This is a genomic window from Pseudomonas sp. H3_E04 (genome assembly GCF_054668915.1).
In genome coordinates, this window is record NZ_CP162797.1 from 4258327 (window position 1) to 4279139 (window position 20813).

At 61.1% G+C, this 20813-nt stretch carries 19 protein-coding genes; 5 read left to right on the plus strand and 14 right to left on the minus strand.

From position 1 onward, the window contains the following. Window positions 1-102 precede the first annotated feature (102 nt). On the minus strand, window positions 103-486 hold the full coding sequence (locus AB4N53_RS19350) for a COG4315 family predicted lipoprotein (RefSeq protein WP_252877130.1): 384 nt from the start codon (window positions 484-486) through the stop codon (window positions 103-105). Window positions 487-637: 151 nt separating this feature from the next. Between AB4N53_RS19350 and phoB the strand changes: the two genes are divergently transcribed. The 3 genes from phoB to AB4N53_RS19365 all read left to right on the plus strand — a co-directional run bounded on the left by phoB (window position 638) and on the right by AB4N53_RS19365 (window position 4218). Further along, the gene (gene phoB, locus AB4N53_RS19355; protein ID WP_007896474.1) at window positions 638-1327 is read left to right on the plus strand and encodes a phosphate regulon transcriptional regulator PhoB; all 690 of its coding nucleotides are present in this window, start codon (window positions 638-640) and stop codon (window positions 1325-1327) included. A gap of 140 nt (window positions 1328-1467) precedes the next feature. Next, entirely contained in the window at window positions 1468-2754 is a 1287-nt protein-coding gene (gene phoR, locus AB4N53_RS19360; RefSeq protein ID WP_189691472.1) for a phosphate regulon sensor histidine kinase PhoR, read from the plus strand. Window positions 2755-2877: 123 nt separating this feature from the next. After that, entirely contained in the window at window positions 2878-4218 is a 1341-nt protein-coding gene (locus AB4N53_RS19365; protein WP_016772486.1) for a hemolysin family protein, read from the plus strand. Window positions 4219-4329: 111 nt separating this feature from the next. On the opposite strand, the gene AB4N53_RS19370 is transcribed toward AB4N53_RS19365, so the two are convergent. From AB4N53_RS19370 to AB4N53_RS19405, 8 genes are all read right to left on the minus strand, one after another. Beyond that, on the minus strand, window positions 4330-5226 hold the full coding sequence (locus AB4N53_RS19370) for a peptidoglycan DD-metalloendopeptidase family protein (protein WP_122506249.1): 897 nt from the start codon (window positions 5224-5226) through the stop codon (window positions 4330-4332). A gap of 187 nt (window positions 5227-5413) precedes the next feature. After that, the gene (locus AB4N53_RS19375; protein ID WP_041476598.1) at window positions 5414-6346 is read right to left on the minus strand and encodes a response regulator; all 933 of its coding nucleotides are present in this window, start codon (window positions 6344-6346) and stop codon (window positions 5414-5416) included. 189 nt (window positions 6347-6535) lie between these two features. Next, on the minus strand, window positions 6536-7297 hold the full coding sequence (gene phoU, locus AB4N53_RS19380) for a phosphate signaling complex protein PhoU (RefSeq protein ID WP_016772483.1): 762 nt from the start codon (window positions 7295-7297) through the stop codon (window positions 6536-6538). 121 nt (window positions 7298-7418) lie between these two features. After that, complete coding sequence (gene pstB, locus AB4N53_RS19385; protein WP_016772482.1) at window positions 7419-8252, minus strand: phosphate ABC transporter ATP-binding protein PstB; 834 nt, start codon at window positions 8250-8252, stop codon at window positions 7419-7421. 94 nt (window positions 8253-8346) lie between these two features. Beyond that, a complete protein-coding gene (gene pstA, locus AB4N53_RS19390) occupies window positions 8347-10017 on the minus strand; it encodes a phosphate ABC transporter permease PstA (protein ID WP_460122389.1) in 1671 nt (556 codons plus the stop codon). Window positions 10018-10033: 16 nt separating this feature from the next. Then, a complete protein-coding gene (locus tag AB4N53_RS19395) occupies window positions 10034-12319 on the minus strand; it encodes an ABC transporter permease subunit (protein ID WP_460122391.1) in 2286 nt (761 codons plus the stop codon). A 220-nt stretch (window positions 12320-12539) separates the two neighbouring features. Further along, the gene (locus AB4N53_RS19400) at window positions 12540-13538 is read right to left on the minus strand and encodes a phosphate ABC transporter substrate-binding protein PstS (protein ID WP_016772480.1); all 999 of its coding nucleotides are present in this window, start codon (window positions 13536-13538) and stop codon (window positions 12540-12542) included. A gap of 232 nt (window positions 13539-13770) precedes the next feature. Beyond that, on the minus strand, window positions 13771-15069 hold the full coding sequence (locus AB4N53_RS19405) for an MFS transporter (RefSeq protein WP_073470879.1): 1299 nt from the start codon (window positions 15067-15069) through the stop codon (window positions 13771-13773). A gap of 377 nt (window positions 15070-15446) precedes the next feature. Between AB4N53_RS19405 and AB4N53_RS19410 the strand changes: the two genes are divergently transcribed. Both AB4N53_RS19410 and AB4N53_RS19415 read left to right on the plus strand, forming a co-directional pair. Then, window positions 15447-15851, plus strand: a complete 405-nt coding sequence (locus AB4N53_RS19410; RefSeq protein WP_003229628.1) for an acyl-CoA thioesterase — start codon at window positions 15447-15449, stop codon at window positions 15849-15851. Window positions 15852-15908: 57 nt separating this feature from the next. Further along, window positions 15909-16808, plus strand: a complete 900-nt coding sequence (locus tag AB4N53_RS19415) for a D-hexose-6-phosphate mutarotase (protein WP_460122394.1) — start codon at window positions 15909-15911, stop codon at window positions 16806-16808. Between the two features lie 125 nt (window positions 16809-16933). Here AB4N53_RS19415 and AB4N53_RS19420 read toward each other — a convergent pair whose 3' ends face one another. From AB4N53_RS19420 to AB4N53_RS19440, 5 genes are all read right to left on the minus strand, one after another. Continuing rightward, window positions 16934-17470, minus strand: a complete 537-nt coding sequence (locus tag AB4N53_RS19420; protein WP_460122396.1) for a DUF3299 domain-containing protein — start codon at window positions 17468-17470, stop codon at window positions 16934-16936. A 93-nt stretch (window positions 17471-17563) separates the two neighbouring features. Next, a complete protein-coding gene (locus tag AB4N53_RS19425) occupies window positions 17564-17809 on the minus strand; it encodes a GlsB/YeaQ/YmgE family stress response membrane protein (RefSeq protein WP_016772475.1) in 246 nt (81 codons plus the stop codon). A 111-nt stretch (window positions 17810-17920) separates the two neighbouring features. Continuing rightward, window positions 17921-19003 carry a 5-(carboxyamino)imidazole ribonucleotide synthase gene (locus AB4N53_RS19430; protein ID WP_460122398.1) on the minus strand — a complete coding sequence of 361 codons (1083 nt, stop codon included), beginning with the start codon at window positions 19001-19003 and terminating at the stop codon, window positions 17921-17923. A gap of 10 nt (window positions 19004-19013) precedes the next feature. Continuing rightward, the gene (gene purE, locus AB4N53_RS19435; protein WP_007920220.1) at window positions 19014-19505 is read right to left on the minus strand and encodes a 5-(carboxyamino)imidazole ribonucleotide mutase; all 492 of its coding nucleotides are present in this window, start codon (window positions 19503-19505) and stop codon (window positions 19014-19016) included. Window positions 19506-19839: 334 nt separating this feature from the next. Beyond that, complete coding sequence (locus tag AB4N53_RS19440; RefSeq protein WP_122748256.1) at window positions 19840-20748, minus strand: LysR substrate-binding domain-containing protein; 909 nt, start codon at window positions 20746-20748, stop codon at window positions 19840-19842. Window positions 20749-20813: the final 65 nt, after the last annotated feature.

Sequence of the window (20813 nt, forward strand, 5' to 3'; positions counted from 1 at the left end):
GTGGGAGCGGGCTTGCTCGCGAAGTCGCCATGTCAGTCACCTCTGCGATAACTGACACAACGCTTTTCGCGAGCAAGCCCGCTCCCACAGGGGGGTTTGTGGTTATTTGGCCTTGGCGACTTTCCAGGCGCCGTCCATTTTGCCGTCGCCGGTCATGTCGCCGGCCTTTTTGTCCATCACGAAGGTGTACAGCGGCATGCCCTGGTAGGCCCATTGCATCGTGCCGTCGTCACGCTTGATCACCGTCCAGTCGCCCATGGATTTGTCACCCGCCTGCGCCATCAACGGCGGCCAGTTTGCCGCGCACTTGTCGTTGCACGCGGACTTGCCAGCGGAGTCCTTGGCGAAGGTGTACAGGGTCATGCCCTTGTGGTCGGTGTACATGCCGTCCTTTTCCATTGCCGGATCGGCCGCCATGGCCAGCCCCGGCAATGTCAGGGCGGCGGCCATCAGCAGGGCTTTGAAAGAAGCAGTCATCTGAGTCATGGAAACCTTCTTTTGTGGTTGTCAGGATTCGGACTTAGAGCTTAGTCGAGGATGGGTGCAAATGTTGCCAGCCTGAAATACTGTCACACGACTGCAATAATTCCGTTATCTAATGCGGCGCAAGACAGTTAAATGACAAGAGGATTATGGCATGGTTGGCAGGAGCATTCTGATCGTCGACGACGAAGCGCCCATTCGCGAAATGATCGCCGTGGCGTTGGAAATGGCCGGCTATGACTGCCTCGAGGCAGAGAATTCACAGCAGGCCCACGCCATCATCGTCGACCGCAAACCGGACCTGATCCTGCTCGACTGGATGCTGCCCGGCACCTCGGGCATCGAACTGGCCCGGCGCCTCAAGCGTGACGAGCTGACCGGGGACATCCCGATCATCATGCTCACCGCCAAGGGCGAAGAGGACAACAAGATCCAGGGCCTGGAAGTCGGCGCCGACGACTACATCACCAAACCGTTTTCGCCGCGCGAACTGGTCGCCCGCCTCAAGGCCGTGCTGCGCCGCGCCGGACCGACCGATGGTGAAGCGCCGATCGAAGTCGGTGGCCTGCTGCTCGACCCTATCAGCCACCGCGTGACCATCGACGGCAAACCCGCCGAGATGGGCCCGACCGAATACCGCCTGCTGCAATTTTTCATGACTCATCAGGAACGCGCCTACACCCGTGGCCAGTTGCTTGACCAGGTCTGGGGCGGCAACGTCTATGTCGAAGAGCGCACCGTTGACGTGCACATCCGGCGCCTGCGCAAGGCCCTCGGCGACGCTTACGAAAATCTGGTACAAACCGTGCGCGGCACCGGTTATCGGTTCTCCACAAAAGCGTAAAAAAGCAGCTGCAAGCTTTCAGCTACAAGCGGCAAGTAACAGCCGATCCGCGTTAGCCTGAAGCTTGCCGCTTGAAACTTGAAGCTGCGGCTAAGGACGCCTCTGTGAATCAAAACTGGCATGGCACCCTGATTCGCCACATGCTGTTGCTGGTCACCGCCTGCCTGGTGATCGGTCTGATCACCGGCTATTACGGCTGGAGTCTCGCGGCGGGTCTGGGTCTTTATCTGGCCTGGACGCTCAAGCAATTGCTGCGTCTGCACGAATGGCTGCGCCAGCATCAACCCGACGAAGCGCCGCCCGATGGCTATGGCCTGTGGGGTGAGGTGTTCGACAGCATCTATCACCTGCAACGCCGCGACCAACGGGTGCGCGGGCGTCTGCAAGCGGTGATCGACCGGGTTCAGGAATCCACCGCCGCACTGAAAGACGCGGTCATCATGCTCGACAGCGACGGCAACCTCGAATGGTGGAACCGCGCCGCCGAAACCCTGCTCGGTTTGAAGACTCCGCAGGACAGCGGGCAGCCGGTGACCAACCTGGTGCGCCATCCACGCTTCAAGGAATACTTCGAGCAGGACAGCTTCGCCGAACCACTGGAAATCCCTTCGCCGACCAATGATCGCGTGCGCATTCAGCTGTACCTGACCCGCTACGGCAACAATGAACACCTGATGCTGGTCCGCGATGTCACACGCATTCATCAACTGGAACAGATGCGCAAGGATTTCATCGCCAACGTCTCCCACGAGCTGCGCACACCGCTGACGGTGATCTGCGGCTATCTGGAAACCCTGCTCGACAACGTCGAAGAAGTGAACCCGCGCTGGAGCCGGGCGCTACAGCAGATGCAGCAACAGGGCGGGCGCATGCAGACGCTGCTCAACGACCTGTTGCTGCTGGCCAAGCTGGAAGCCACCGACTACCCGTCGGACAACCAGCCGGTGCAGATCGACACACTGCTGCAATCGATCACCAGCGATGCGCAGCAGTTGTCCGGGGCGAAAAACCAGCGCATCAGCCTTGAGGCCAATGCCGGAGTGTTGCTCAAGGGCAGCGAGGCAGAACTGCGCAGTGCGTTCTCCAATCTGGTGTTCAACGCGGTCAAGTACACCCCGGCCGAGGGCAACATCCGCATTCGCTGGTGGGGCGACGAGCAAGGCGCGCACCTGAGCGTGCAGGATTCCGGCATCGGTATCGACAGCAAACACCTGCCGCGCCTGACCGAACGTTTCTACCGTGTCGACTCCAGTCGCAATTCCAATACCGGCGGCACCGGCCTCGGCCTGGCCATCGTCAAGCACGTGCTGCTGCGCCACCGCGCGCGGATGGAAATCAGCAGCGTGCCCGGTCATGGCAGCACGTTCACCTGCCATTTCGCCCCGGCCCAGGTGGCCAGCGCACGAGCCATCAGCGCCACCGAGTGATGCCGCCTGGCACACGCCACTAGGCAATCGCACGGTCAGCCGCTACATTGGCTGACTTGTGCCTGCCTTTCAGGCGCTGTTTCTCCCCACTTTCGAATCACACGGAACCCGCAAAACTCCATCATGGACCCTTCCCCTGGCTTGTCCCTCGCTACCATTTTCGCCGACTTCGGCATGATCCTTTTTGCTCTGATCCTGGTTTTGCTCAACGGCTTTTTCGTTGCGGCGGAATTTGCCATGGTCAAATTGCGCTCGACCCGGGTCGAGGCCATCGCTGAACAACATGGCTGGCGCGGACATATCCTGCGCACCGTGCACAGTCAGCTCGATGCCTACCTGTCGGCGTGCCAGCTCGGCATTACCCTCGCCTCCCTTGGCCTGGGCTGGGTCGGTGAGCCGGCGTTCGCACACATTCTCGAACCGCTGCTGAGCGCCGTCGGCGTCGATTCGCCAGAGATAATCAAAGGCGTGTCGTTCTTCACCGCGTTCTTCATCATTTCGTACTTGCACATCGTGGTCGGCGAGCTGGCGCCCAAGTCGTGGGCGATCCGCAAACCGGAGCTTTTGTCGCTGTGGACGGCGGTGCCGCTGTACCTGTTCTACTGGGCGATGTACCCGGCGATCTACCTGCTCAACGCCAGCGCCAACGCGATTCTGCGTATCGCCGGGCAAGGTGAACCCGGCCCGCACCATGAACACCATTACAGCCGCGAAGAACTGAAACTGATTCTGCACTCCAGCCGTGGCCAGGATCCGAGCGATCAGGGCATGCGCGTACTGGCCTCGGCCGTGGAAATGGGCGAGCTGGAAGTGGTCGACTGGGCCAACTCCCGCGAAGATTTGATCACCCTGGAATTCAACGCGCCGCTGAAGGAAATCCTGGCGATGTTCCGTCGCCACAAGTTCAGCCGTTATCCGGTGTACGACAGCGAGCGTCAGGAGTTCGTCGGCCTGCTGCACATCAAGGATCTGCTGCTGGAACTGGCCGCGCTGGACCACATTCCCGAGTCGTTCAACCTTGCCGAGCTGACCCGCCCGCTGGAGCGCGTGTCGCGGCACATGCCGCTGTCGCAGCTGCTGGAGCAGTTCCGCAAGGGTGGCTCGCACTTCGCCGTGGTCGAGGAGGCTGACGGCAACATCATCGGCTACCTGACCATGGAAGACGTGCTGGAAGTGCTGGTCGGTGATATCCAGGACGAACACCGCAAGGCAGAGCGCGGCATCCTTGCCTATCAACCGGGCAAGCTGCTGGTACGTGGTGATACGCCGCTGTTCAAGGTCGAGCGTCTGCTGGGCATCGATCTGGATCACATCGAAGCGGAAACCCTCGCCGGGCTGGTTTACGAAACCCTGAAACGGGTGCCGGAAGAGGAAGAAGTACTGGAAGTCGAAGGCCTGCGCATCATCATCAAGAAGATGAAAGGGCCGAAGATTGTCCTGGCCAAGGTGTTGATGCTCGATTGAACAATTGACCCGGCACCGCGCCGTGCCTTTCGCGAGCAGGCTCGCTCCCACATGGATATGCATTTCAACTGTGGGAGCGAGCCTCGCGAAGGCGTCAGACCAGACACCTCATCACTGTTTGCCCAACGCAAAATTGGGCAACGCCCCCAGCGGCTGGTTGAACTGATAGGGAATCGACACCAGCCCTTCTCCGGTATTGCGCTGCACCACGAAATGCAGGTGCGGGCCGCTGCTGTTGCCGGTGTTGCCGGATAGCGCCAGCGGGCTGCCGACCTTGACCCGCTGGCCTTCGCGCACGCTCACCGAACCCTGTTTCAGGTGCAGGTACACGCCCATGGTGCCGTCGTCGTGCAGCACCCGGACGAAATTGCCGGAGGCATCGGTGCCGCGTCCACTCTGGGAATTTTCGGTCTTGACCACCACCCCCGCTCGCGCGGCGATGATCGGCGTGCCCACCGGCATGGCGATGTCCATGGCGTAGCGATTCTTCGGCCCGTAGTGGCTGTACTGGCCGTTGGCGCCCTGGCTCAGGCGAAACGGCCCGCCACGCCAGGGCAGCGGATAGCGATAGCTCTGTGCGGTGCCTGCGGGGTCGCCCAGCGAATACTGGAACTGCGGCGAATACACCAGCGGCTGGTCGCGGCTGATCGCCGTCAGCAGCGCCAGCCGCGTGTTGCTGCGCGGCGGCAGCACGCGGCGGATCGCCTGTGCGGGCGCGCCACGCACATTGCTCGTACCGATGAAGGCCAGAGCAACCTCGACCGGCGCGTACAGATCGTTGCGCGCAAACACTACGTCGACGCCCTTCTGCTTCTTGATGTCCAGGTACACCTGACGGTCGAGGCGCTCGACCATGCGATCCTGAAACACGAACACTTTCGCGCCTTTGCTCGGGCGGTCGCTGTACGAGACCACGCCGTTGGCATCGGTGGATTTGTAGATGGTCATGGCCATCGCCAGCTGGGAGGCCAGGCAGAGACCGCAGAAAAACAGCAGGCGCGCGAGCATGGGCAAAAGTCTGTCGAAGGAAGGCCTGGGAATCAGCCTAGCAGCTGAGACAGACCAGGGTAGTCGACAGATGTTTCAAATTGGCCAGCACACAAAGCAAAAGATCGCAGCCTTCGGCAGCTCCTACATGAGAATGCGTTCCCCTGTAGGAGCTGCCGAAGGCTGCGATCTTTTTGGGCCGCTGCGGTTACGCGCCGGGCACGAAGTGCTTTTGCGCCGTGCCCCGGGCGATCAGGCGCGAGATGTAGTCGAGCTTCTGCGCATCCTGGTCGACAAAGCGGAAGGTCAGTTGCAGCCAGTCGCTGTCGGCTTTCTGCTCGTGGGCGACGATGGCGTGCAGATAACCGTTGAGACGCGCGATCTCGGCGTTGTCGCCCTGCTCCAGATCGAGCACGGCGCTGTCGAGGATCTGCGGCAGGGTCTCGGTGCGCTTCACTACCAGCAGCGCTTCCTTGATGCTCAGGGCCTTGATCACGCATTGCTGAGTACCGCTCGGCAGGCGCAACTGGCCCTGACCACGACCGCCCACCGGCGCCTTGGATGCACCGGGCGCCTGAACTGGCGGGCTGTTGAGCAAACCGCGCGACGGCGCAGCGGCTGGAGCGGGGGCAGCAGCGGCAGGCCTGGCCGCAGCGCCGCCGACCACGGCCGGCTTGCCGCCGGTCAGTGCGCTCAGGGAATCGTTGCCGAATGCCGAATTCATCTTGGTCGGCGCGCTGTTCATCAAGGTGTCGAGCTTGCCGACCTTGTTCAGTGCCTGCTTGACCTTGGTCAGCAGTTGCTCGTTGGTGAACGGCTTGCTGACGTAGCCGGAAACGCCGGCCTGAATCGCCTGCACGACGTTTTCCTTGTCGCCACGGCTGGTGACCATGACGAACGGCATGGTCTTGAGGTTGTCCTGCTCGCGGCACCAGGTCAGCAGTTCGAGGCCGGACATTTCCGGCATTTCCCAGTCGCACAGCACCAGGTCGAAAGCCTCTTTGGCCAGCATGGCCTGGGCCTTTTTGCCGTTGATGGCGTCCTCGGTGCGGATCCCCGGGAAGTAATTACGCAGGCACTTTTTCACCAGGTCACGAATGAACGAAGCATCGTCCACGACCAACACACTGATCTTGCTCATCCAACACCCCTATTAAAATCCCGGCAAGCATAACGCTGGCTGATGGCACATTGCCAAAACTCTTCAGTCACGCCGGGACTTTTCGTTCGCGGGTGCTGCTTTTTAATTCGCTTTCCGATCCGTATCTGCCTACGAAAAGCAGAAACAAAAACGCCCGGCCAGAGGGCCGGGCGCTTTTCTCAGGCAATCTTACTTATCGTCAGCTTCGCCCGGAACATTAGCGGTTTCAGCGCTTGTGCCTTCAACTTCTTCTTTCATGCGCTTGAGGCCCATGTGGCGCACGTCGGTGCCGCGCACCAGGTAGATCACCAGTTCGGAGATGTTGCGCGCGTGATCGCCGATGCGCTCCAGCGAACGCAGGACCCAGATGATGCTCAGCACGCGCGAGATAGAGCGCGGATCTTCCATCATGTAGGTAGCCAGCTCGCGCAGGGCGGTTTTGTATTCGCGGTCGATGATCTTGTCGTACTGCGCCACCGACAACGCCAGATCGGCATCGAAACGCGCGAAAGCGTCCAGCGCATCGCGCACCATGTTGCGCACCTGGTCGCCAATGTGACGGACCTCGACGTAACCGCGCGGGGCTTCACCTTCTTCGCACAACTGGATGGCACGACGGGCGATCTTGGTGGCCTCGTCGCCGATACGCTCGAGGTCGATCACCGACTTGGAAATGCTGATGATCAAACGCAGGTCAGATGCCGCCGGTTGACGACGGGCGAGAATGCGCAGGCACTCTTCGTCGATGTTGCGTTCCATCTGGTTGATCTGGTCGTCGATCTCACGGACCTGCTGAGCCAGGCCGGAGTCGGCCTCGATCAGCGCCGTGACCGCGTCGTTGACCTGCTTCTCGACCAGCCCGCCCATGGCAAGCAGGTGACTGCGCACTTCCTCCAGTTCAGCGTTGAACTGCGCGGAAATGTGATGGGTAAGGCCTTCCTTAGAAATCATTGTGTTCGCTCCGCAAAAGCTTTAACCAAGAGCTGCAAGCTACGAGCTGCAAGCTGAAATTTGTCGTTACGCTGAACCGTTTTGACTTGCCGCTCGCAGCTTGAAGCTCGCGGCTGTACGGTTAACCGTATCGACCGGTGATGTAGTCTTCGGTCTGCTTCTTCGCCGGATTGGTGAACAGAGTATCGGTGTCGCCGAATTCCACCAGTTTGCCCATGTACATGAACGCGGTGTAGTCGGACACCCGTGCCGCCTGTTGCATGTTGTGGGTAACGATGACGATGGTGAACTTGGACTTCAGCTCGTAGATCAGCTCCTCGACTTTCAGCGTCGAGATCGGGTCGAGAGCGGAGCACGGTTCGTCGAGCAGCAGCACTTCCGGCTCGACCGCGATGGTGCGGGCGATCACCAGACGTTGTTGCTGCCCACCGGACAGGCCGAGGGCGGAGTCGTGCAGACGGTCTTTGACCTCGTCCCACAATGCCGCGCCTTTCAACGCCCACTCAACGGCTTCGTCGAGGATGCGCTTCTTGTTGATGCCCTGGATGCGCAGGCCGTAAACCACGTTTTCGTAGATGGTCTTCGGGAACGGGTTGGGCTTCTGGAACACCATGCCGACGCGACGACGCAGCTCGGCCACGTCTTCGCCCTTGCGATAGATGTTGTTGCCGTACAGGTTGATCGCGCCCTCGACACGGCAGCCGTCGACCAGATCGTTCATCCGGTTGAAGGTACGCAGCAGCGTCGACTTACCGCAGCCGGACGGGCCGATGAACGCGGTCACGCGCTGTTTGGGGATGTTCATGCTGACGTCGAACAGGGCCTGTTTCTCGCCGTAGTACAGGCTCAGGCCCGGCACTTCGATGGCGACGGTTTCCTGCGCCAGGTCCAGGCTCTGCTTGTCGCGGCCCAGGGCAGACATGTTGATGCCGTGGCTGTGTGTTTCGTGCTGCATGGGGTCTCACTCCGTTCGTAGCTGCAAGCTTCTGGCTGCAAGCTGCAAGTTTGAGCAAAAGCGGCTTGTAGCTTGCCGCTTGTGGCTAATGGCTTTAGCTGTCCAGTGCTTTGTATTTTTCGCGCAGGTGGTTGCGGATATACACCGCCGACAGGTTCAGCGTCGCGATCACCAGCACCAGCAACAGCGCGGTGGCGTACACCAGCGGGCGGGCTGCTTCGACGTTCGGGCTCTGGAAGCCGACGTCATAAATGTGGAAGCCCAGGTGCATGATCTTCTGGTCCAGGTGCAGGTACGGGTAGTTGCCGTCCACCGGCAGCGACGGCGCCAGTTTCACTACACCCACCAGCATCAGCGGCGCCACTTCACCGGCGGCACGGGCCACGGCGAGGATCATGCCGGTCATCATGGCCGGGCTGGCCATCGGGATAACGATTTTCCACAGCGTTTCCGCTTTGGTCGCGCCGAGGGCCAACGAACCTTCACGCACGGTTCGCGGAATCCGCGCCAGACCTTCTTCGGTCGCCACGATCACCACCGGCACTGCCAGCAACGCGAGGGTCAGCGAGGCCCAGAGCAGGCCCGGTGTACCGAAAGTCGGTGCCGGCAGTGCTTCCGGGAAGAATAAGCGGTCGACCGAGCCACCCAGCACGTAGACGAAGAAGCCCAGACCGAACACGCCGTAAACGATCGCCGGTACGCCGGCGAGGTTGTTCACCGCGATACGAATGACGCGAGTCAGGGTGTTCTGCTTGGCATATTCGCGCAGGTACACCGCTGCCAGCACGCCGAACGGGGTGACGATCATCGCCATGATCAGGGTCATCATCACGGTGCCGAAGATCGCCGGGAAGATCCCGCCTTCGGTGTTGGCTTCACGCGGGTCGTCGGAGAGGAATTCCCAGATCTTGCTGAAGTAGAAACCAACCTTGGTCAACGTGCTCATGCCGTTTGGCTGGTAGGCATGCACGACTTTGCCCAGACCGATTTCGATTTCCTTGCCGTTGGCGTCACGGGCGGTCAAGGCGTCGCGGTTGAACTGTGCATGCAAATCAGACAGACGTGCTTCGATGTCTTTGTACCGCGCATCCAGCTCGGCGCGCTCGGACTCCATGTCCGCTTGTGCGGTGGCGTCGAGTTTGCCTTCCAGCTCCAATTTGCGGCCGTGCAGTCGGATGCGTTCGAGGCCGGCATTGATTGCGCCGATGTCGGTTTTTTCCAGCGTTTTCAGCTGAGCAGCAAGATCGTTCACACGGTCGATGCGCGCTTTCAGTTCAGGCCATGCGGCCTCGCCTTCGGCGATGACCTTGCCATCCTGTTTGACGTTGACCAGGTAGCCGTAGAAGTTGCCCCACTCACGACGCTCGATCGCCATCAACTCCGGCGGCGTGGTCTGGTTGGTCAGCCACTCGCCGACGATCCAGGTGAAGTCGTTGCCGTTCAGGTCACGGTTGCCGACCTTGATCAGCTCGCGGGTCATGAACTCCGGACCTTCGTCCGGCACCGGCAAACCGGCGCTCTTCAGACGCGCGCGCGGCACTTCTTCTTTCTGTACCACTTCGCCGATCACCAGGTGATTGGCCTGGCCCGGTACGTCGTAGTGAGCGTGGATCAGGTCCGCCGGCCAGAAGTGACCGAGACCGCGCACGGCAATCACCGCCAACAGGCCAATGGTCATGATGACCGCGATGGACACCGCGCCACCGCTGATCCAGACGCCCGGGGCGCCGCTCTTGAACCATCCTTTCAGGGAGTTCTGTTTCACAGACTTCTACCTTTGCTTAAAGCGACGAGTATTTCTTGCGCAGACGCTGACGAATCAGTTCTGCCAGGGTGTTCATGACGAAGGTGAACAACAGCAGCACCAGCGCCGAGAGGAACAGCACGCGGTAGTGGCTGCCGCCGACTTCCGACTCGGGCATTTCCACCGCGACGTTGGCGGCCAGGGTGCGCAGACCTTCGAACAGGTTCATCTCCATGACCGGGGTGTTGCCGGTGGCCATCAGCACGATCATGGTTTCGCCGACCGCACGGCCCATGCCGATCATCAGCGCCGAGAAGATGCCCGGGCTGGCGGTCAGGATCACCACGCGAGTCATGGTCTGCCACGGCGTGGCACCGAGGGCCAGCGAACCCAGGGTCAGGCCGCGCGGCACGCTGAACACGGCGTCTTCGGCGATCGAGTAGATGTTCGGGATCACCGCAAAACCCATGGCCAGACCGACCACCAGAGCGTTGCGCTGGTCGTAGGTGATGCCCAGGTCGTGGGAAATCCACATGCGCATGTCGCCACCGAAGAACCAGTTCTCCATGAACGGGCTCATGTACAGCGAGAGCCAGCCTACAAACAGGATCACCGGAATCAGCAGCGCACTTTCCCAGCCGTCCGGGACTTTCAGGCGGATCGACTCGGGCAGGCGGCTGAAGGTGAAGCCGGCGACCAGAATGCCGATCGGCAGCAGCATCAGCAGGCTGAAGATGCCCGGCAGATGGCCCTCGACATACGGCGCGAGGAACAGGCCGGCGAAGAAACCGAGGATCACCGTCGGCATCGCTTCCATCAGCTCGATCACCGGTTTGACCTTGCGGCGCATGCCCGGGGCCATGAAGTACGCGGTGTAGATCGCCGCAGCGACGGCCAGTGGTGCCGCCAGCAGCATGGCGTAGAACGCGGCTTTCAGGGTGCCGAAGGTCAGCGGCGAGAGGCTCAGTTTCGGTTCGAAATCGGTGTTGGCTGCGGTCGACTGCCAGACGTATTTAGGCTCGTCGTAGTTCTCGTACCAGACCTTGCTCCACAGCGCGCTCCACGATACTTCCGGGTGCGGATTGTCGAGCAGCAACGGCTGCAGCTTGCCGCCGGCTTCAACGATCACCCGGTTGGCGCGCGGCGACAGACCGAACAGGCCCTGGCCTTCCACCACCTGATCAACCAGCAACGTGCGGTGCGCGGTGCTGTGGAACACGCCGAGCTTGCCGCTGGCATCGAGGGCGAGGAAACCTTTGCGGCGTTCTTCGGCAGCGATTTCAACGATCGGCGTGGTACCCATCTGGAACGTGCGAATCTGCTTCAGACGCTGTTCGCCATCGGTGTCACGGGCCATGAACCACTGGGCCAGACCACCCTTGGAATCGCCGATGATCAGCGAGATACCGCCGACCAGTTGCGCGGTCGCGGTGACTTCGGCGTCGGCATTTTCCAACAGTTTGTAGCGCCCGTTGAGGCTCTTGTCGCGCAGGCTGAACACATCGGCCTGGGCACGACCGTTGACCACGTACAGCCACTGCTGGCGCGGGTCGACGAAGATGTTTTTCACAGGCTCGGTCATTTGCGGCAGATCGATGCGCGTCTGCTCGTTGGTGACTTCGCCGGTCATCATGTTTTCTTCGCTGGTCAGCGACAGCACGTTGAGTTGCGAGCCAGTGGAGCCGACCAGCATCAGCGTCGAGTCGGTGGCATTGAGGCTGACATGCTCCAGCGCGCCGCCGCTTTCGTTCAAGGCGATCGCAGCCTCGCCATACGGATACTCGATAGCCGGGCTAATGGTTTTCTTGCCGTCTGGGTAGCTGACTTTATAAGTGTGACGGAACACCAGCGCCTGACCGTTGGACAGGCCCACGGCCACCAGCGGATGCCCCGGCTGGTCTTCGCCGATCGATGTCACGGTGGCGCCCGCAGGCAGCGGCAGATCGACACGCCTCAATTCAGCGCCACTGTCGAGATCGAAAAACAGCGCCTGGCCCTTGTCGGACACACGCATGGCCACCTGATTCTGCTCCTCGAGCGAGATCATCAGCGGCTTGCCGGCGTCCTGCATCCAGGCCGGGGTGATCGAGTCTTTCGCAGTCAGGTCGGCACCTTGAAACAGTGGCGCAACAACATAGGCGAGGAAGAAGAAAATCAGGGTGATGGCCGCGAGCACGGCCAGGCCGCCGACGAGGACGTACCAACGGGTGAAGCGATCCTTGAGCGCGCGGATGCGGCGCTTGCGTTGCAGCTCAGGCGTATTGAAGTCAATGCGCTTGGGAGGGGAAGTCGTAGTCATTGGGGAATTGGCCAGATCATTCATGCGCACACCCTAGCGATCCTGTATGACAGAAAGATGACAGTGCAGTGACGCAGCAAATCCGCCAGCCGGAAGTCCGGCAGCGGAGTCGAGAATTTGGTGGTTGCGGCAGCGTGCCTGCTCGTCAAAGCGTCGGGTCAGTCACATCGATGGTGCATGTGACGGCCCCTTCGCGAGCAGGCTCGCTCCCACAGGAGTCCGGCGTCAGGCCGGCCTCAGGGTGTTACTTTTTGGCGACAGCGCCGCCTTCCTGCAGACCGAGGTCAGCCAGTGCCTTGGCAGCAACCTTGGCTGGCAGCGGGATGTAACCGTCTTTCACTACCACTTCCTGACCCTGTTTCGACAGCACCAGTTTTACGAACTCGGCTTCCAGCGGGGCCAGAGGCTTGTTCGGGGCTTTGTTGACGTAAACGTAGAGGAAGCGCGACAGCGGATACTTGCCGTTCAGGGCGTTTTCTTCGGTGTCTTCGATGAACTCGCCACCTTCTTTCTTGGCCAGGGCGACGGTTTTCACGCTGGCGGTCTTGTAGCCGATGCCCGAGTAGCCGACGCCGTTAAGCGAGCTGCTGATCGACTGCACCACCGACGCCGAACCTGGTTGTTCGTTGACGTTTGGCTTGTAGTCGCCTTTGCACAGTGCTTCTTCCTTGAAGTAGCCGTAGGTCCCGGATACCGAATTACGGCCGAACAGCTGGACCGGCTTGTTGGCCAGGTCACCGGTCACGCCCAGGTCACCCCAGGTCTTGACGTCAGCTTTGGCACCGCACAGGCGCGTCGAGGAGAAGATCGCATCGACCTGAGCCATGGTCAGGTGCTTGATCGGGTTGTCCTTGTGCACGAACACGGCCAGGGCATCCACGGCAACCGGGATCGCAGTCGGCTTGTAGCCGTACTTCTGTTCGAAAGCCTGCAGCTCGTTGTCCTTCATCTTGCGGCTCATCGGGCCCAGGTTGGCGGTGCCTTCGGTGAGTGCAGGTGGCGCGGTGGAAGAACCGGCAGCCTGAATCTGGATGTTGACGTTCGGGTATTCTTTTTTGTAGTTCTCAGCCCACAGGGTCATGAGGTTGGCCAGGGTATCGGAACCGACGCTGGACAGGTTGCCCGACACACCAGTGGTCTTGGTGTAGCTCGGGATAGCAGGGTCAACAGCGGCGAACGCGTTGGCAGTCGCAACGCCAGCAGCGACAAAAGTCATTGCCGCCATCAAACGCTTCAGTTTCATGCCTTACTCCTAGCAGATAGGGTGTGTTAAGTCGGGGCCAAGTATCAGCAGGCCATGTGAACACTCTATGGCTGAAATATGACAATTGGATGAAAGGCCAGCATCCGGTTTTACTGAGTGATTTGTGCTGCCCCAATCGCGAGCAGGCTCGCTCCCACAATGGAGTGCATTCCACCTGTGGGAGCGAGCCTGCTCGCGAAGAGGCCGGTATTGGTGGAGCAGATCCCAGGCGTTAGCGCCCCTTCTTCCACAGCCACGCACCCACCACAATCCCCATTCCGCACAGCACCGCTACATAGTAGGCAGGCCCCATTGCGCTTTCCTTCAGCAGCAGGCTCACCACCATCGGCGTCAAGCCACCGAAGATCGCGTAAGCGACGTTGTACGAGAACGACAAGCCACTGAAGCGAACCACTGGCGGGAACGCTTTGACCATCACGTACGGCACCGCGCCGATGGTGCCGACCAGCAGACCGGTCAGCGCGTACAGTGGGAACAGCCAGTCGGGGTGGTCGGCGAGGCTGTGATAGAAGGTCCAGGAGCTGATCAGCAGGCCGAGGCAGCCAAAGACGAAGACGCGACCGGCGCCAAAACGATCGGCCAGCGCGCCAGCACCGATGCAGCCGAGGCTGAGGAACACGATGGCCAGGCTGTTGGCTTGCAGCGCCGTGGTCGGCGAAAAGTGGTAGACCGTTTGCAGCACGGTCGGCGTCATCAGGATCACCACGACGACGCCAGCCGACAGCAGCCAGGTCAGCAGCATCGAAATGGCAATGGCGCCGCGATGATCACGCAGTACTGCGCGCAGCGGCACTTCTTCGGCCAGTGCCTTGCGCAATTGCAGTTCGGCGAACACCGGTGTCTCGTGCAGCCAGCGACGTAGGTACACCGAGAACAGGCCGAATACGCCGCCGAGCAGGAACGGGATCCGCCAGGCGTAATCCGACACTTCGGCTGGCGTATAAATGCTGTTGATCGCCGTGGCGACCAGCGAGCCGAGGAGGATGCCGGCCGTCAGGCCGCTGGTGAGCGTGCCGCAGGCATAACCGATGTGCTTTTGCGGTACGTGTTCGGAAACGAAGACCCACGCCCCCGGCACTTCACCGCCAATCGCCGCACCCTGGATCACCCGCATCAGCAGCAACAGGATCGGCGCCCAGATGCCGATCTGCGCGTAGGTCGGCAGCAGGCCCATGATCAGCGTCGGCACGGCCATCATGAAAATGCTCAGGGTGAACATCTTCTTGCGCCCCAGCAGGTCACCGAAGTGCGCCATGACGATGCCGCCCAAAGGACGCGCCAGGTAGCCGGCAGCAAAGATGCCGAAGGTCTGCATCAAGCGCAGCCACTCGGGCATGTCGGCCGGGAAGAACAGCTTGCCGACGACGGTGGCGAAGAAGACGAAGATGATGAAATCGTAGAACTCCAGCGCCCCGCCGAGGGCGGACAGCGACAGAGTCTTGTAATCATTGCGGGTCAACGGTCGTGCGGGTTGCTCGGGCTGCGCGAGGCTCGAAGGCGCTGTGGTCATGGCAAGGGCTTCTCTTATAGTCGAATCTGTCGCCACAACAACGCTGGCGGTGGCTCGGACAGGTTCGGCACCATAGCAAATTGTTCGAAAAAGCACATAGAGGCGCGTAATTGACGGTCGAAATCAGAACCGGGTGGTCGTCGCGGGGTCTATCGACCGATATACTCGCCACCTGCGCAGGATTTGTAAGAGGTTACTGTGCGAAAACGTTGTTGGCCCGTCCTTTGCTCGGGATTTAGCCTTTTTCGCAGAGTTTCCCTTTAGGCGCCTGATGGAAAACGTGACGAACGCAGTGTGTTCGGTGTTGAATCGTTTTTCTTGAAGACGGCTACCACCCGCAATACCCACGAAGAGTCACGGGTCAGAGGCCCCTCGGCATGATAGAGCTCGAACAAGAAGATCCGATTCCACAGGGCGACCTGGCCCTGCAAATCACCGCACTTCCGCGTGAAACCAACGGCTTTGGCGATATTTTCGGCGGCTGGCTGGTCGCGCAAATGGATTTGGCCGGCACTGCCATGGCCAGCCGGGTTGCCGGTGGCCGCGTCGCCACTGTCGCCATCGACCGCATGGCGTTTCTCGTCCCGGTCGCCGTCGGCGCGCAGTTGTCCTTTTATACCCAGACCCTGGAAATCGGTCGCAGCTCGATCCAGATGATGGTCGAAGTGTGGAGCGATGACCCACTCTCCAGCGAATGGCGCAAGGTCACCGAAGCGGTTTTCGTTTTCGTCGCCATCGATGGCAGCGGTCGCACCCGTTCGGTGCCACCACGCGCGCGTTAAACCTCGCGGCCGTTTTGCGGTCGATAGTCGTCCCCAGTGTCTGATCGAGAGTTGCCCATGAACACGCCCAACGTTGAAGCCGTGAAACAGGATGAACTGAACTGCTGGCGCATCCGCCACGGCAAGGCCGAAGTGCTGGTGGCCCAGCAAGGCGCGCACATCCTCAGTTATCAGATCGACGGCCAGCCGCCGATCATCTGGCTCAACGACAAGGCCGAGTTCAAGACCGGCAAGAGCATCCGCGCCGGCGTGCCGGTGTGCTGGCCGTGGTTCGGCAAGTTCGAGCGCAACCCGAGCAGCGTGCAGGCCATGTACACCGGCGAGCAGCCGGCCCCCGCGCACGGTCTGGTGCGGGCGATGGACTGGGAGTTGGGCAACATCGAATCAGAGGCTGACGGCATCAAGGTCGAGTTCAAGCTGCCCTACCCGGAAGGTGGCCTGCCGGGCTGGCCCCACGAGGTCGACCTGACCCTGACCCTGCATCTGGCGGATCAACTGCATTACAGCCTGACCAGCCATAACCGTGGTACTGACACCGTCACGCTGAGTCAGGCGCTGCACACCTATTTCGCCGTGAGTGACGTGCGCAATGTGCATGTCGACGGCGTGGCCGGGCTGGATTACATCGAGACCCTGGACGACTGGAACACGGCCAGCCAGAGCGGCGATCTGCATTTCGCCGGCGAGACCGACCGCATCTACCTCAATGCTCCGCCGCAATTGAGCATCGTTGATCCGGCCTGGGAACGACGCATCGTGCTGACCTCGACCGGTTCGCGCACGGCGGTGATCTGGAACCCGTGGATCGACCGCGCCGCCGCCCTGCCGGACATGGACAACGATGGCTGGCAGCGCATGTTGTGCATCGAGACGGCCAATGTGATGGATGACATCGTCACGCTGGCGCCGGGCGCGAGTCATACCATGGGCGTCAGCGTCGCCGCTACGCCGCTCTAACCAACGCCGCAAAACCTATTGTGGGAGGGGGCTTGCTCCAGAAGGCGGTGTCTCAGTCGACGAAACCATTGACTGACCCACCGCCTTCGGGAGCATGCCCCCTCCCACATTGGTTTGCGCAGGTGTCAAAGATCAGCTTCCTGCACCACCCGCACCTTCTCAGCCTCCAGCGCATACGCCGCGTCCGCCAGGTCATTGCTGACCTTTTCGACTTTCAGCGTGCCGGTCACCCACAGCGGTGTGTAGATGTCGTCCAGCTTCAAGCCCTTGGGATATCGCACCAGCACCAGTTGATTCGGCGGCGGTGGCGGCACGTGGATGCACGCGCCCGGATACGGCACGAGGAAGAACAACGTGCTGCGACCCTTGGCGTCGGATTCCAGCGGCACCGGGTAACCACCGATGCGGATGTGCTTGTCGTTCATCGACGCCACGGTTTTGGTCGAATACATCACCGCCGGCAGACCTTTGGCCTGCTTCATCCCGCCCTTCTCGGTGAAGGTGCCGTTGGCTTCGGGGGAGTTGTGGTCGATTTCAGGCATGGCCTCGAGGGCCTTTTGATCCGACTTGGGCATCAGTTCCAGCCAGTCGGTTTCCGGCAGTTCGCCGGCGTGGGCGAGATAGCTGCCCAGCAAGAGGAGAGTCAACAGAAGACGGCGCATGAAGGTGCTCGGCAGGCAAAGGAATGGACGGTGAGTCGCCGCGCATTCTAGCCCTCCCGGCCGCGATGGCCGAGAGGGCTTTGTCGCTTTCGATCAGTTCTTTTTGATCAGACCGTAGATGACCAGCAACACGACAGCGCCGACCAGTGCGCCGAGGAAACCCGCACCCTCGCCCGCCTGATAGATGCCCAGAGCCTGGCCGCCGTAGGTGGCTGCCAGCGAACCGCCGATACCGAGCAGGATGGTCATGATCCAGCCCATGCTGTCATCGCCCGGTTTCAGGAACCGAGCCAGCAGGCCGACGATCAAGCCGATAAAGATGGTTCCGATAATTCCCATGGCATTTCCCTCTGATTTGGAAGATATGCGAAAGACTAGCCAGTGTTTCGCATCCTGCCATGAGAGAACGGCGGCGCCTGAATGGTTCCGCCGCTGCCACATGAAACTGGTTTACTCGGCGATCAGCGCTTGGACCTTGATGATCTGCGCCTGCAGCGTGGCCATGTCGGCGCAGCGCAGGTTGGCATGGCCGACCTTGCGTCCGGCCTTGAAAGCTTTGCCGTAGTGATGCAAATGGCAGTCTTCGATGGCGATGACTTTTTCCACCGGCGGCACTACGCCGATGAAGTTGAGCATCGCGCTCTCGCCGACCTTGGCGGTCGAACCCAGCGGCAGGCCAGCCACGGCGCGCAGGTGGTTTTCGAACTGGCTGCACTCGGCACCTTCGGTGGTCCAGTGCCCGGAGTTGTGCACGCGCGGGGCGATTTCGTTGGCCTTCAGGCCACCGTCGACTTCGAAGAACTCGAAAGCCATCACGCCGACATAGTCGAGGTGCTTGAGCACACGGCTGGAATAATCTTCCGCCAGCGCCTGCAACGGGTGATCGGTGCTGGTGACCGACAGCTTGAGAATGCCGCTGTCGTGGGTGTTGTGCACCAGTGGATAGAACTTCGTTTCGCCATCGCGGGCACGCACGGCGATCAGCGACACTTCGCCGGTGAACGGCACGAAGCCTTCCAGCAGGCAGGCAACGCTACCCAGTTCGGCGAACGTACCGGCCACGTCTTGCGGCTTGCGCAGGACTTTCTGGCCCTTGCCGTCGTAACCCAGGGTGCGGGTTTTCAGCACGGCCGGCAGACCGATCGAAGCGACGGCGGCGTCCAGATCGGCTTGCGACTGGATGTCGGCGAAGGCCGGCGTCGGAATGCCGAGGTCCCTGAACATGCTCTTTTCAAACCAGCGATCGCGGGCGATGCGCAGGGCTTCGGCGCTCGGGTAGACCGGCACGAACTGCGAGAGAAACGCCACGGTTTCGGCCGGGACGCTTTCGAATTCGAAGGTCACCAGATCGACTTCATCGGCCAACTGGCGCAGATGATCCTGATCGCCGTAATCGGCCCGCAGGTGTTCGCCCAGCGCGGCCGCACAAGCGTCCGGCGCGGGGTCGAGAAAAGCGAAGTTCATCCCCAGCGGAGTGCCCGCCAGGGCCAACATGCGACCCAACTGGCCGCCACCGATTACACCGATCTTCATCTCAACAACCTCAGGCAATACGTGGGTCTGGATTGTCCAGGACGCTGTCTGTCTGCTCGGCACGGAAGGTTTTCAGTACCGCGTGAAATTGCGGGTGCTTGGCGCCGAGGATGCTCGCCGAAAGCAGCGCGGCGTTGATTGCGCCAGCCTTGCCGATGGCCAGGGTGGCAACCGGAATGCCCGCTGGCATCTGCACGATCGACAGCAGCGAATCGACGCCCGAGAGCATGGCCGACTGCACCGGCACGCCCAGCACCGGCAGGTGGGTCTTGGCCGCACACATGCCTGGCAAGTGGGCTGCGCCACCGGCACCGGCGATGATCACCTCGATGCCGCGGCTTTCAGCCTCTTCGGCGTACTGGAACAGCAAATCCGGGGTGCGGTGGGCGGAAACCACCTTGACCTCGTACGGGATGCCGAGCTTTTCCAGCATATCGGCGGTGTGGCTAAGGGTGGACCAATCGGACTTGGAGCCCATGATCACGCCAACCAGTGCACTCATCGTCGCGCCTCTTCTCTCTGGAGCGCCCGCAGGCGCGTCATAAAACAACAAGCCACGCAGGTTGCGTGGCTTGATTGTACGAAAAATGGCCGGACGTGCCGGCCGAAGGCCGCGCAGTATACCGCAAAGAAAGCAATAAACAGCCCCCGAAACGACCATCTGTCAAATGAGCGAAACGCCCGGTTTTATTGACCTTGAGGTCAGCGAAAGAACACCGCAAAAATCCCCCTGTGAGAGCGAGCCTGCTCGCGAAAGCGTTGTGTCAGACGTACCTCAGGGCCTGACACTGCGCATTCGCGAGCAGGATCGCTCCCACATTCGATCTTCATCAGCTTCAAGTGTTTTGGGCAGCACCGCCTTCAAGCTTGCGCCACAGCAACCGGACGTTGGCCTTGCGCACCAGGGCGCAGCGGTACAGACGGATCTCCAGTGGCACATGCCATTGCGGGCCGCCGCACACCACCAGCTCACCGCGGGCCAGTTCGGCACGTACGCTCAGTTGCGGCACCCAGGCAATGCCGAGGCCTTCCAGCGCCATGCTTTTCAGGCTGTCGGCCATGGCGGTTTCGTAGATCGTGGTGAAGCGCAACTGGCGCTGGCGCAGCAAGCCGTTGACCGAACGCCCGAGAAACGCCCCGGCGCTGTAAGCCAGCAACGGCACGCTCGCCTCGCCTTCCAGATCGAACAACGGCTTGCCATCCAGATCCGCCGCACACACCGGCAGCATCTCGGTCTGGCCGAGATGCAACGATGGGAAGATTTCCGGGTCCATCTGCATCGCCGAATCCGGGTCGTAGAACGCCAGCATCAGATCGCAGCCACCTTCGCGCAGTGCATGCACGGCGTCGCCAACGTTGGTTGCCACCAGTCGCGTGGCAATGTTCAGTCCTTCGTTGCGCAACTGGGCGATCCAGCGCGGGAAAAAGCCCAGCGCCAGCGAGTGCGCCGCAGCAACTTGCATCACTTCGCCCTGCCCGCCTTCCAGATGATGCAGATGGCGCAGCACTTCACCGAGTTGTTCGACCACGGTGCGCGCGGTCACCAGAAACAACTGCCCCGCCGCCGTCAGTTCGACCGGCGTGCGCGAGCGATTGACCAAGGTCAGCCCCAGCGCAGCTTCGAGACTGCGGATCCGCCGACTGAACGCCGGTTGGGTCACGAAGCGCCGTTCGGCTGCCTGCGAGAAGCTGCGGGTGGCGGCCAGGGCACTGAAGTCCTCGAGCCATTTGCTTTCCAGATTCATCACGTCCTCCCGGACACGCACCAAAACAGGTCACACGTCTGCCGCACAGGCGGCGTCACATGGGC